The organism is Streptomyces sp. SCA2-17, assembly GCF_044336695.1.
The window spans coordinates 486,236-498,885 of the sequence record NZ_CP117521.1; the positions used below are offsets into that span (position 1 = coordinate 486,236).

The window sequence follows — 12,650 nt, forward strand, 5'->3', positions numbered from 1 at the left end:
CTGACCCGAACGGGTGACCCCAGAGACGGAAAAGAAGCCCGTCCACCGCGTGTTTCCGCGGGTCAGAGGGGTTCCGGCGGAAGCCGGTGAGCCGAACCGCCAGGCCGTCGGCGTTCCCTTAACTGAGCGTTTGCTCCGCTGATCAGTGTCCGGTCCCGGGAGGAGGTTCCGGACGCCGTCGACGACCACCGCGGCCCGGTGGGAAACAGCAGGTCGAGGAGCTGACCGCACAACACCTACGGTCAGTTACGGGCCCGGGCAAGGAAGGCCTGGTACCAGGCGAGGGTGTCGTCCAGGGTCGCGTCGAAGCTGGTCGGCTTGATGCCGAAGGTCTCCTGGATCGCGGTGGAGTCCATCACCTGCGGTTCGGTGTGCTGGTAGAACAGCTCGGCGTAGGAGTCTATGAACACCTCGTCGAACGGCCCGAAGGGGCGCGGCTCGCTCATGATGGTGATCTTCAGGGGCTGCCCGACCTTCCGCTCGATCTGCTGGAAGACCTCGCGGGTGGACCGGGCGGGGGCGGTGGGCAGGTGCCAGACGCGGCCGTCGCCCTTGGGGCGCTCCCCCAGGGTGGCCAGGCCGGCGGCGACGTCGCGGATGTCGGTGTAGCTGTGAGGCAGGTCGATGTCCCCCAGGCCCAGCACCTCGGTTCCGGTCAGGGCGCCGGGGAAGACGGCGCCGCCCAGGGTGGAGTTGAGCACGCCGGGGCCGACGAAGTCCGCCGAGCGGCCGAGCACGACGCGGGCTCGGCCGTCACGGTGCGCGGCCAGGTACTTCTCGTCGAGGGCCGCCCGCATCCTGCCCTTGGCGCCGGTCGCGTTCCACGGGGTGTCCTCGGTCATGACCTGACCGCGCGTTTCGCCGTAGGGGTAGAGGGTGTCGAGGACGACGAGGCGTGCCCCGGTGGTCTCCACCGCGCCGAGGATCGCGTTCTGGATGCCGGGCATCACCTCGACCTGCTGGTGATAGGCGACATTCACGCAGTGGTAGACGACGCCGGCGCCCTCGATCGCCGCCAGCGCTCCCTCGACGGTGCTCACATCGCCCCTGCGGCGTTCGACTCCGTCGACGGGCTCCCCGGCCCCCGAGCGGTCGACGAGACGGACTCCTTGGCCACGGCGGGCGAGTTCGGTGGCGACGGCGGTGCCCGCGGGGCCCGCACCCAGGACGACGTGCACATCAGCGGCGTTCATGAGGATGCCCTCCTGCTCTTCGTACGGACTGTTATCCGCGCGAGGCGACCCGTACGTTACGATGACTCACATCTGTTAGACACTATAACTCTCTCGGGTGCGGTTCGGGCAAGGTCTACTGAGTGCTCCGGACCCGCGACACCGGACAGCACAGGAGGAACGTCATGGCCGCGGCAGCATCCAGTCCCCGGGCCCGCTACCGGGAGCAGACCCGCGTCCAGATCAAGGAGATCGCCCTGGCACAGCTGGCCGAGGGCGGAGCCTCCGCCGTGGCCCTCACCCGCATCGCCAAGGAGATCGGGCTGTCCGGCCCGGCCCTGTACCGGTACTTCGCCAGCCGCGACGACCTGCTCCACGACCTGGTCCGGGACGCCTACGACGACGCCGCCGCCGCGATCCGGCACGCGGCCGCCGACCTGCCCGACAGTCCCGCCGCCGCCCTGCACCGCCTGGCCGACGCCTACCTCGACTGGGCCACCGCCGAACCCCACCGTTACCTGCTGATCCAGGGCAACTCGATCCCCGGCTACGCCGCCCCGCCCGACACGGTGCGCCGCGCCCGCGCCGGCATGGGCCCTTTCGTGAAGGTCTTCGCCACCGGCCGGCCCACCGATGCCGTCCAGCCGGTCGTCGACGAAATGACCACCTGGCTGCGCCAGGACGAAACGGCCGCCGACTGGCTGCGCGAGTACGCCGGCCTCACCCCCGACGCCCCGAACGCGGGCTGCGCCCTTGCCGGCCCGGTGCTCGCCTGGTCCCACCTGCACGGCACCGCGCACCTGGAAGTGCCCGGCCAGTACGCGGGCATGGGCCACCACGCCCGAACGCTCCTGAGAGCCCAGATGAGCATGCTGGCCACCGCCTTTCGCCTCTCCTGACCCGGCTCCACCCAACCGGTCGCACTCAGGCGGCTGACGGTGTGCACGGCGGGGTCGTTTTTTCAGTCCGATTTCATCAGCCCCTGCACACTCGTGGCGTGAGGACTGCGACCACCCCGTGGCTGACATCAGGCCGAGCCGGCAAAGGGTCAGACGATGCGTCGGGGGGTCTTCATAGGCTCGTCACGCTTCACAGGAAGTTCACGGACTCACCCCGGAAGGTCACATGCTGAGACACCCCAAGGGCGTCAGACGCCTCATAGCGGCCCCGTTCCTCGCCCTGCTCATGCTCACCAGCGGCGCCGTCGCCACCGCCACCACCGCCACCGCCGCCACCGCGCAGGCCGCGGACTCCGATGCCTGGACGTTCACCAACCCGGACGGCACCCTCAACGCGACCGGCAACAACGACGGAAACCAGATCTCCGTCACTCCCGACGGCACCAACTACCGGAACTGGCGGCTGATCAAGCTCGGCGCCCCCGGCACGTTCAACATCGCCAGCACCTCCTCCGGGAAGTGCGTCTACGCCACCCAGCCCGCCGTCCAGCAGTCCTGCGGCCAGGACGGCGAGCAGTGGAACTTCCGCCCCGTCGACGGCAAGCCCAACACCTTCGGCATCGTCCGCCGCGACGACCGCAGCGGCACCGAGTGGTGCATGGACAACCGGGGCGGCCTCCACCTGTGGGGCATCCTCGCCCAGCCCAACGTCTGCAACGGCAGTGCGAGCCAGGAATGGACGGTCCCCGCGTCGAAGGCGGCCGAGGCGAGGAAGCTCGCCCTCGACTTCTACGCCGACCTGTGCTCCAAGAAGACCTCCACCTGCTCGTGGACGCAGAAGTCCGAGGGGCAGCCCGAGGTCCTGCCGCGTCAGCCCGCCTCGTCGGTCTGGTACAACGACACCAGCGGCACCATGAAGCAGGTCTTCACCACGATCTACCACTCCGGCTGGGCACAGGCGTACTCCGCGGGCGTGTCGAGCTCCGTCGGTGTCTCCGCCCCGGTCCAGGCCATGATCTCCAGCCAGCTCACCGCGACGCAGACCTACTCCTCCGACGAGACCACCGTGAACGGCATCGCGATCGACGTCCCGGCCAAGAGCTACGGATGGGTCGACTTCGCCGCCGTCGGCAAGAAGGTCACCGGCACGTGGACCTTCGACACCGACAACCAGCCGTGGACCACGGACGCGACCGTCACCGTCCCCGTCATCAACTCGACGGCCGGATCCACCATGTACGTCGCCCGCACCAGCACGTCCGCACCCGGCACCGGCACCGGAAGCCCGGACGTCAAGCCTGCCGCCCTCGCCACGACCACGACGAACACCGTGGACATGCCGAAGGGCACCCACCTGACCGCCTACAAGGGCGGTGTGCGAGCCATCGACGACACCGACGGCAGCACGATCGCGACGATTCTGCCCGGCACGGTCAAGGCCACCGACGGCACCACCCACAAGATCAACACGTCCGTCGACGGGAACAAAGTGACCCAGACCATCGACGGCGTCACCGGAAGCACCATCGACGGCACCGTGACCCCGCCGGTCTTCTCCGTCGGCACCGCGGACCCCGCCCCGGTCGGCACCGTCGCCGCGAAGACGGCCCTCGCAAAGAAGACGGCCCTCGCGATGCGTACCGCCGCCGACGACAAAGACAAGGACAACAAGGACAAGAACAAGGAAAAGCTGAACTGCATCAGAGACAAGATGGTCGCAGGAATCATCGGGGGTTTCGTGGGCACCATCGAGGCGGGCGGCGCCGGAGCGATGCCCGGTGCCCTCGGCGGCCTCGCCATCGGAATCGTGACCTGCAAGTGATCTGACCCGTACGACCTGAACAACAGCGTCCCCCTGCCTACGGGCCGGCAGGGGGACACGGCGCGTCCGGGCACGGGGATCAGCTCGGGCCGGGGCGGCCAGGGGTGGAGCCGGAGGAGTAGGATCGCGCGGGCCATGCAGATGAATGCCACGTACACCAGTTTTGTCGCGGTCGGGGACTCCTTCACCGAGGGCATGTCCGACGGGCTGCCGGACGGCTCCTACCGGGGCTGGGCCGATCTCCTCGCCGCGCGGATGGCGGCCCGCAGCCCGGGCTTCCGGTACGCGAACCTCGCCGTACGCGGCAAGCTGATCGGCCAGATCGCGGACGAGCAGTCCGCGGCGGCGGCCGCGCTGGGCGCGGACGTGGTGACGCTCGTCGGCGGGCTGAACGACGTGCTGCGGCCCAAGTGCGACGTGGACGAGGTGTGCGCCAGGCTGGCGGAGGCCGCCGACCGGCTCGCGCCGAGCTGCAAGCAGCTGGTGCTGATGCGCAGCCCCGGCCGGCGCGGCCCGGTCCTGGAGCGGTTCCGGCCCCGCATGGAGCAGCTTTTCTCGTTCGTCGACGCGCTCGCGGAGCGGCACGGGGCCGTGGTCGTGGACCTCTTCGGCGCCGAGGTGCTCGGCGACGACCGGCTGTGGGCCGACGACCGGCTGCACCTGAACGCCGAGGGGCACCGGCGGGTGGCAGAGGCCGTGTGGCAGGCGCTCGGCCACGAGCCGGAGGCCGACTGGCGCGCGGCGCTGCCCCCGGCCGTCCGGCCCGGCTGGGCGGCGCGCCGCGCCGCCGACGCCCGCTTCACGCGCGAGCACCTCGTGCCGTGGATCGGACGCCGCCTGACGGGACGCTCGTCCGGTGACGGCCGGGCGGGCGCGCACTTCAGCGCGGACGAGGGCCGGGCGTTCTGGGTGACACCGCCGGCCGGCGGGGCGGCGGCGACCGGCGACGTGACGGGGTGGCTGCGGGCGCAGCCGGTGTCCGAGTGAGTGCGGTGGCGAGGTAGGCCGTGGCCTGACGGATGGCTGCCTCGGCGGCGCGAGTGGGGCGCAAGGCGTTGAGCACGACGAAGTCGTGGATGACGCCGGTGTAGCGGACGGCGGTGACGGGGACGCCCGCGGTGCGGAGTCTGGTGGCGTAGGCCTCGCCTTCGTCGCGCAGGACGTCTGCTTCCGCGGTGATGACGAGTGCCGGCGGCAGGCCGGTGAGCTGGTCAGTAGTGGCCCGCAGGGGCGAGGCAGTGATCTGCGTGCGCTCGGTCTCGTCGCTGGTGTACTGGTTCCAGAACCATTGCATGGCGTCGCGGCGCAGGCCGTACCCCTCGGCGAACCGGTGGTAGGAGGGGGTGTCGAAGGCCGCGTTGGTGACCGGGTAGAAGAGCACCTGGGCCGTGAGGGGCATGCTGCCGCGCTGCTTGGCCATCAGGGTGAGGGCCGCTGCCATGTTGCCGCCGGCCGAGTCGCCCGCGACGGCGATCCGGGCCGGGTCGAGGTTCTTGGAGGCGCCGTCGGTGGTGATCCACCGGGCGGCGGTGTAGGCCTGTTCGATGGCGACCGGGTAGCGGTGCTCGGGGGCGGGGCTGTACTCCGGGAAGACGACGGCGGCCCGCGCACCGGTAGCGAGCTCGCGCACCAGCCGGTCATGGGTGCGGGCGCTGCCGAAGACCCAGCCGCCGCCATGCAGGTAGAGGATCACGGGCAGTGCTCCGGCGGCCCCGGCAGGGCGGACGATACGGAGGTCCACCACTCCGGTGGGCCCGCCCCTGATGATGATCCATTCCTCGTCGACGGCCGGCATCGCGACGGTTGTGGCCTGGTTCTCCTCCATGGCCTTGCGGCCCTGGGCCAGGGGCATCTGGAAGCAGAACGGCGGATGCACGTCGGCGATGAGCGCCTGGACCTGCGGTTCCAGAGCCGGTCGGGCGGGTCGGGCCGGTCGGGCGGGCCAGTCGGGCCGGTCGGTCATGCCGGGCTTCCTTGTCCGGGGCGGGTGCGGCCCTGCCGCTCGTGTGTCGTGTGACGGGAATGCCCTGCCCGGCGCCCCTGCCGCTGGAGCTCTCGCCGCAGTCTCAGCTCACCCCGGACCTGCTCCGGTCGCATGCCGGGAACGCCGAACGGGTGGACACACCGACACGGCTGGACGCACCGAAACGGGTGGGCCCACCGAGTGTCCACCCGACACGGGTGGACACACCAAGGGGGTCGGCGCGCGCGAAAGACGGAGAACAGGGGAGATACGGAGCATGTTGCGGGAACCAGGGGAAACCGGCGGGCAAGACCGTGGCGGGGGCAGGCGGACGGCGGGAGGCCGCAGCCTGTGGGCGGCCACGGCGGGCAGCGTGGTCGAGACATTCGACTGGACCATCTACGCGCTGCTGGTCCCGTTCTTCTCCGGCCAGTTGGTCGCGCCCGGTGCACCGGGGACACTGGTTTCCTACACCGGATTCGCCGTGGGCTTCCTGGCCAGGCCGCTGGGCAGCGTACTGCTCGGCCGGTTCGGTGACCGCCGGGGCCGCCGGGCGGCGATGCTGCTGTCCATGACCGTGGTGGCGGCCGGCTGCTTCGCCCTCGCGGCCCTGCCCACCGCCGACGGTATCGGCGCGGGCTCCGCGGTGCTCCTGGTGCTGGTGCGCATCGTCCAGGGCCTGGCCGTGGGAGCCGAGAATTCCACCGTGGCCGCGTACGTGACCGAGACGGCCCCGCCGGGGCGCCGGATGCTCTACAGCGGCATCTCCTACGGCGGAGTGATCCTCGGCACGGTGCTGTGCTACCTGGTCCTGGCGGCTCTGCTCGCCCACTTCGGTCCGCAGGAGCTGCGCGCGGGCGGCTGGCGGATCGGGTTCGCCGTAGGCGGGCTGCTCGGTCTCACCGCCGTCCTGATCCGCCGCTGGGCCGCGGAATCCCCGGAATTCCTGGCCTGCACCCGCTCTGGCCGCCAGGACGAAGACGGACAGGGCTCCCCTTCCCGGCGCCTCGTCAGGCGCAACGCCACGGCCGTCTTCCTCATGACGGCCGGCCTCACCTCCGGCTTCTACCTGACCATCACCTACCTGCCGGAATACGTGCGGCACACCGCAGGACGGGCCGACGCGCGGGACACCGCGGCGATGGTCGCACCGCTGCTGCTGCTCCTCGCCATGATGGCCGCCACCGGAGCCCTGGCGGACCGTGTCGGCGCCCGGCCGGTCTTCCGCACCGGCCTGCTGCTCACCGCGCTGGCCACGGTCCCCGCCTACGCGGCGGTCAGCGCGCAGCGCCTTCCTCCGTGGATCGCGGCGACCCTCGTGCTGGCTTGCCTGGCCGGCCCCCTCGCCACCGCCAACGTCTTCTTCGCCCGCCTCTTCCCCGTACGGATCCGCGTGCTGGCCATGGGCCTGCCCCTGACCCTCTCCATCGCTCTCTTCGGCGGCACGTTCCCCCTCCTGGCCGAAGCCCTGGCCGAAGCCGGGCACATCCGCCTCGTCCCCTGGGCCGCGACCGCCGCCGCTGTCCTCTCCCTCGCGGCCACCTGCCTGGTACGCAAACCCTCAAGGTGACCCCCGCCCTACCCGGAACCCAGTCGTGGGCCCCCGGCCCTCTCCTGGCCCTCTCCCTGCCGGCTCAGCTCTCCAGCAGCCGGTGCAGCGCGGCCTTGAAGGCGTCGACGAAGGCGTCGCGCGTCTGCGGGGCCACGAGGTCCAGGGACAGGTACGGGTTGAGGTCCTCCAGCTCGACCAGCAGCAGCTCACCCTCGGGCGTGCGGCAGGCGTCCACGCGCTGGATGCCGTGCTCGATCGCGTTCCAGTCGACGAAGCGCTGCGCGAAGGCCAGGTCCTCGGCGGTGGGCTCGTAGGGGACGAGCTCCCAGCGGCGGGCGGGGTCGGGCGCGTGGAGGGCGTACTGGAAGGCGTCGTCGACGAAGTAGAACGACACCTCGTAGCGGAAGCGGATCCGCGGCTGGACGAGGACGCTGCCGGAGGGGCCGTAGGAGAGGTCCGTGAGCTCCTCGCGCGGCACGAAGCGCAGGCCGATGGAGTCCGCGCCGAGCTTCGGCTTGACCACGTACTCGTCGGCGGCGGGCAGGCGGCCGGCGTCCTCGGCGCGGTCGGCGGTCGGGATGACGGGGAGGCCCGCGGCGGTGAGGTCCAGCAGGTACTGCTTGCCGGCCATGTCGGCCCGGCCCGTGAGCTGGTTGTAGACGCGCACGCCGCCCTCGGCCGCGCGGCGGGCGAAGTCGTCGTACGCGGCCTGGTAGTGCAGCACGGGGCCGCTGTTGCGGACCACGACGGCGTCGAAGGCGTCCATCAGCGCGGCGGCGTCGAGCGGGTGGCACAGGGCGATGTCGAAGTCCTCGCGCAGCCGGGAGGACAGAAAGATGTCCTCGTCACAGTACCTGCGCCCGCGCGCCGGGTAGGCGAGGTCGGTGACGTAGAGGACACGGGGCTGGGCGGCGGACGGCATGACTCTCCTGACACGGTGCTGCCCAGGGGCCCCATTGACGGCCCACGGGCTGTCCGGTCGATGATATCCGTGCAGGTCAGACGGAGATCGTCCGGCGTTCCCGAGGTCCGGTGCCGCCTAGGTCCCCGATGTTGCCGATGTTGCCGAGCTAAGGAGATACGGCGTGCCTGTCGACGGCAAGGCTCATGTACGCATCGCCCGCCCGTCCCGCGACCTCGCGGCGGCGGAACGGTTCTGGACCGGGGGCCTCGGTCTGTCGGTCCTCTTCCGGCACGAGGCCGGCCCGGACGCCCCGCCCCGGGAGGACCACTCCCTGCTGATGCTGGGCTGGCCGGACGCGGGCTGGCACCTCGAACTGGTCGTCTCGGAGGGCGAGTTCGTACGGCCCGTGCCCACCGTGGAGGACCTCCTGGTCATCTACGTCGCCGAGGAGGTCCCGCAGGAGCTCGTCGACCGCCTGGAGGCGCACGGCGGCAGGCGCGTCGAGGCCCACAATCCCTACTGGGACACGTGGGGCGTCACCGTCGAGGACCCCGACGGCTACCGCCTCGTGCTGTCCACGCGCGACTGGTCCAACGCGTAGGCAGGGCTCGCCCGGCGGATCACCGGCCGGTCCGGGCCGCCGGGCCGGGCCGGCCGGCCCGGCGATGCCCGCACCCGCCCCGGGCCGCCCTCAGCGCGTGGCGTCGAGGATGACTCTCGCGACGAGCGCCGGGTCGTCGTTCATGGGCACGTGCCCGCAGCCGGGCAGCCGGACCAGCCGCGCCCCGGGAATCACCTGCTTGGCCCGGACGCCCTGGCGGCGCAGCAGCAGCCGGTCGCGCGTGCCCCACGCGATCGTCACGGGGACGTCCACGATGTCGTGCGTGAAGAGGACGCGCTGACCGGCGGCCATGGTGGCCTCGAAGCCGGCGCACTCGCGCAGCGCCCGCATCTCGGCCATCAGGGCGTCGGGCGAACGGCGGCCCGGGCGGGCGTAGATGGTGCCGGCCAGCGCCGCGCGCCCCGCGGCCGTGCGGGCCAGCCGGGCGACGGCCTGCGGGGGCAGCGACTCGGCGCCGCGCCGCAACCCGCGCAGCACGGCGAAGGCGTAGCGGCGCTCGGCCTCGGTCCAGAAGCCGGCGGGCGACAGCGCGACCGTGGTCCGTACGAGCTTCTCGTGCGCGAGCTGGAGCGCCAGCAGCCCGCCGAGGGAGTTGCCCGCCACGTGCGGCCGGTCCAGGTCCAAGACCTCGAACAGCGCTCTGAGGACGGGGACCACGCCGCGCAGGTCGTAGGTGACGCCGTCCGGCAGTGCGGGCGAATTGCCGAAGCCGGGCAGGTCGACGGCGATGACGTCGCGCTCGGCGGCGAGGATGCCGGCGACCGGGTCCCACGCCTGCAAGTGGTGGCCGATGCCGTGCAGGAGCACCAGCGGCTCTCCGCCGCCGAGCCGTTCGTAGGACACCTCCGCCGTCCGCCGTCCGGAGGGGGTGTCGATGGGGAAGACGACCGTGTCGGCCATGGGTGGCTCCTCGTCATCCTGGGGTGACCGCCGGGGTATTGAGACAGGATGTCAGTAAGGGTTACCGCAGGGTAGACCCTGTGCGAAGAGCCGTACGATGGCCCGGTGACCGCACGTGACGCCGCGCTCGACGCCTTCGAAGAACACCGCTCGGTCCTGACCGGGGTGGCCTACCGGATGCTGGGCCGCGTCACCGACGCCGAGGACGTCGTCCAGGAGGCGTGGCTGCGCTGGTCCGGCGCCGGCCGCGAGGACGTGCGCGACCCGCGCGGCTATCTCGTCCGGGTCACCACCCGGCTGGCCCTCGACCGGCTGCGCCAGGTGCAGGCGCGGCGCGAGGCGTACGTGGGCCCCTGGCTGCCCGAGCCGATCGCCACCGACTACGGCCCGGCCGTCCCGGACACCGCCGAGCGGGCGGTGCTGGCGGACTCGGTCTCGCTCGCCGTGCTCGTGGTCCTGGAGTCCCTGTCGCCGCTGGAGCGGGCGGTCTTCGTGCTGCGGGAGGCCTTCGGCTTCCCCTTCGGCGAGATAGCCGTCACTCTCGACCGCTCGGAGGCGTCCGTGCGGCAGCTCGCGAGCCGGGCCCGCCGCCATGTCGACGACCGCAGACCGCGCTTCACCGTGGACCCGGCCGAGCAGCGCGACCTCACCGAGAAGTTCCTCGCGGCGGCCACCGGCGGCAGCATCGAGAACCTGCTGGAGCTGCTCGCGCCCGACGTGCGCCTCATCGGCGACAGCGGCGGCAAGGCCAAGGCTCCGCTGCGCGTCATCGAGACCGCGGAGAAGGTCGGGCGGTTCCTGTACGCGGTGGCGCATCAGCCCCTGCCGGAGGCAGAGGTCCGTTTCCTGGAGATCAACGGCCGGCCCGGCGCGCTCGTCCTGTCCGGGGGCCGCCCGGACACCGCCTTCAGCCTCGATGTGGCGGACGGCCGGATCGTGGCGGTCTACCTGGTGCGCAACCCCGACAAGCTCGGGGGGCTCGCGGCGTCGTAGGGGGTCGGGGCGTGGCTACAGCCCGCCGGCCACCCGCAGTACCGCCCCCGTCGTGTACGACGCGTCCGGTGACAGCAGCCACGCCACCGCCCCCGCGACCTCGTCCGGCTCGCCCGCGCGGCCCATGGGCACGACGGCGGCCTTGTGCTTCGGCCGGTCGGGGAAGCCCATCGACGCGTGGATGTCCGTGACGATCAGGCCGGGCTGCACGGAGTTGACGCGTATGCCCTCCTCGGCGAGCTCCTTGGACAGGCCCATGGTCATCGCGTCGACGGCCGCCTTGCTCGCCGCGTAGTGCACGTACTCGCCGGGGCTGCCGAGGGTGGCCGCGCCCGAGGATATGTTCACGATCGCACCGCCCCGGCCGCCGTGCCGGGTCGACATCTCCAGCGCCGCGCGGCGGGCGCAGATCAGCGCGCCCGTCACGTTCACGTCGACGACGCGGCGCATCCGCTCCACCGGCGTCTCCGTGAACCGGCCGAGCAGGCCCGTGATGCCCGCGTTGTTGACCAGCCCCGTGACCGGGCCCAGCTCCGCGCGCACCGTGTCGAACAGCGTGTCGACCTGGCTCTCCACACTGGTGTCGGCCTGGACGACCACGCAGCGGACGCCCTCCGCGCGGACCTGTTCGGCCGTCGCCTCGGCGGCCTCGCGCGCGTGCTCGTAGCCGATGCCCACGCTGTGGCCGGCGCGCGCCAGCCGCACCGCGACGGCCGCGCCGATCCCCCGGCCGCCTCCCGTGACCACCGTGACCTGATCCATCGCCCCGTCCCCCTCGCCTGTGTCTTCCGGTGTCTTCCGCCCGTACGGTAATCGGGGCATTGGTCTTGACCAAGTCCGGGCACCGTCCTATGGTCGCCATACTGCAACAACCTTTAATAAAGAAGCGCGCAAAATGCTTTGCGGAGGATCAGGGTGGGGACCACGCAGCTCGACACGGTGCCGGAGCCGAAGTACTGGCACCTGAAGACCGTGCTCAGCGAGGCGCTCGACTCCGAGTTCGCGGTGGGTGAGATCCTGCCGAACGAGCGGGAGCTCGCCGCCCGGTTCGGCGTCGCACGGGCCACGCTCCGGCAGGCGCTCGAACAACTGGAGCTCGAAGGGCGCCTGCAGCGGCGCCGCGGCGTCGGCACCACCGTCGCCCCGCCCCGCGTGGGCGTGGCCGTCGGTGACGCCGAGCAGGTGTGGCCCGGCACCGCCGCGGACTCCTGGCAGGCCGTCGACTGCCTGGAGGCGGCCCCGCCCGCGGCCGTCGCCCGGCTGCTGGGCACGCCCTCCGGGCGGCCGGTGCACACCGTCCGCCGGATCCGGCGGACGCACGGCCAGCCCGTCGCCGCCGAACTGCTCTACGTGCCGGGGCACTCCGTCCCCGGCCTCGCCGCGATCGACACCGCGTCGGGCGCCGCCCGCGCGCGGACGGTCCTGCGCGAGCTGCAGCGGCTCACTCTGGAGGGCCAGGACCGCGCGGTGGAGCTGGGCTCGGCCCGCGCCGAGGACGCCAAGCAGCTCGACCGGCTGCCCGGCGCGCCCGTCCTCCTCGTCACCACGCGCTACTTCGCCGAGGGCGCCACGGCGGCGGTGGCCGTCGCGACGTACCGGGCGGACACGTGCCGGCTCACCTTCGGTGAGACGGGGGTCCAGCTGCTGGCGGCAGGCTGACGGTACGTTCACGGCGGTCCGCCACGGCCGTGCCGGTGGGCAGCAAGCCCACGATGTCCGCCACCGCACGCGCCGGTTGCGGCGGGCTCGTATTCCGCCGGGCGTTCACCGTAGGGGCTCAGCACCGCGGCGGCGGGACATGTGCCGGCCGGTGTTCCGGGCCC

12 protein-coding genes are annotated in these 12,650 nt (G+C 72.1%); 7 read left to right on the forward strand and 5 right to left on the reverse strand.

Annotated features, from left to right (window positions below; translation table 11 throughout):
• Window positions 1-242: 242 nt before the first annotated feature.
• Window positions 243-1,193, reverse strand: coding sequence for an NAD-dependent epimerase/dehydratase family protein (locus PS271_RS02110; RefSeq protein ID WP_398379573.1), 951 nt, complete (start codon window positions 1,191-1,193; stop codon window positions 243-245).
• A 164-nt stretch (window positions 1,194-1,357) separates the two neighbouring features.
• Between PS271_RS02110 and PS271_RS02115 the strand changes: the two genes are divergently transcribed.
• The 3 genes from PS271_RS02115 to PS271_RS02125 all read left to right on the forward strand — a co-directional run bounded on the left by PS271_RS02115 (window position 1,358) and on the right by PS271_RS02125 (window position 4,880).
• On the forward strand, window positions 1,358-2,071 hold the full coding sequence (locus PS271_RS02115) for a TetR/AcrR family transcriptional regulator (protein WP_398379575.1): 714 nt from the start codon (window positions 1,358-1,360) through the stop codon (window positions 2,069-2,071).
• 226 nt (window positions 2,072-2,297) lie between these two features.
• Window positions 2,298-3,893, forward strand: coding sequence for an RICIN domain-containing protein (locus tag PS271_RS02120; RefSeq protein ID WP_398379576.1), 1,596 nt, complete (start codon window positions 2,298-2,300; stop codon window positions 3,891-3,893).
• A 135-nt stretch (window positions 3,894-4,028) separates the two neighbouring features.
• Window positions 4,029-4,880: an SGNH/GDSL hydrolase family protein gene (locus PS271_RS02125; RefSeq protein WP_398379578.1), complete on the forward strand. Its 852-nt coding sequence runs from the start codon at window positions 4,029-4,031 to the stop codon at window positions 4,878-4,880.
• On the opposite strand, the gene PS271_RS02130 is transcribed toward PS271_RS02125, so the two are convergent.
• On the reverse strand, window positions 4,774-5,856 hold the full coding sequence (locus tag PS271_RS02130; RefSeq protein ID WP_398379580.1) for an alpha/beta hydrolase: 1,083 nt from the start codon (window positions 5,854-5,856) through the stop codon (window positions 4,774-4,776). The genes PS271_RS02125 and PS271_RS02130 overlap by 107 nt on opposite strands.
• Before the next feature lie 373 nt (window positions 5,857-6,229).
• Here PS271_RS02130 and PS271_RS02135 point away from each other — a divergent pair, with 373 nt between their 5' ends.
• Window positions 6,230-7,426 carry an MFS transporter gene (locus PS271_RS02135; protein WP_398379581.1) on the forward strand — a complete coding sequence of 399 codons (1,197 nt, stop codon included), beginning with the start codon at window positions 6,230-6,232 and terminating at the stop codon, window positions 7,424-7,426.
• Window positions 7,427-7,490: 64 nt separating this feature from the next.
• Here the strand turns inward: PS271_RS02135 and PS271_RS02140 are convergent, their stop codons facing one another.
• Complete coding sequence (locus PS271_RS02140; protein WP_398379583.1) at window positions 7,491-8,330, reverse strand: ATP-grasp domain-containing protein; 840 nt, start codon at window positions 8,328-8,330, stop codon at window positions 7,491-7,493.
• A 163-nt stretch (window positions 8,331-8,493) separates the two neighbouring features.
• Between PS271_RS02140 and PS271_RS02145 the strand changes: the two genes are divergently transcribed.
• Window positions 8,494-8,913 (forward strand): VOC family protein, encoded by a 420-nt coding sequence (locus tag PS271_RS02145; protein ID WP_398379584.1) that lies wholly within the window; start codon window positions 8,494-8,496, stop codon window positions 8,911-8,913.
• A 90-nt stretch (window positions 8,914-9,003) separates the two neighbouring features.
• Here PS271_RS02145 and PS271_RS02150 read toward each other — a convergent pair whose 3' ends face one another.
• A complete protein-coding gene (locus PS271_RS02150) occupies window positions 9,004-9,834 on the reverse strand; it encodes an alpha/beta fold hydrolase (protein ID WP_398379585.1) in 831 nt (276 codons plus the stop codon).
• A 105-nt stretch (window positions 9,835-9,939) separates the two neighbouring features.
• Between PS271_RS02150 and sigJ the strand changes: the two genes are divergently transcribed.
• Window positions 9,940-10,827, forward strand: a complete 888-nt coding sequence (gene sigJ / locus PS271_RS02155; RefSeq protein ID WP_398379587.1) for an RNA polymerase sigma factor SigJ — start codon at window positions 9,940-9,942, stop codon at window positions 10,825-10,827.
• A 15-nt stretch (window positions 10,828-10,842) separates the two neighbouring features.
• Here the strand turns inward: sigJ and PS271_RS02160 are convergent, their stop codons facing one another.
• A complete protein-coding gene (locus PS271_RS02160; protein WP_398379589.1) occupies window positions 10,843-11,589 on the reverse strand; it encodes an SDR family oxidoreductase in 747 nt (248 codons plus the stop codon).
• A 153-nt stretch (window positions 11,590-11,742) separates the two neighbouring features.
• On the opposite strand from PS271_RS02160, the gene PS271_RS02165 reads away from it, so the two are divergent.
• Window positions 11,743-12,486 carry a GntR family transcriptional regulator gene (locus tag PS271_RS02165; protein ID WP_398379590.1) on the forward strand — a complete coding sequence of 248 codons (744 nt, stop codon included), beginning with the start codon at window positions 11,743-11,745 and terminating at the stop codon, window positions 12,484-12,486.
• Window positions 12,487-12,650: the final 164 nt, after the last annotated feature.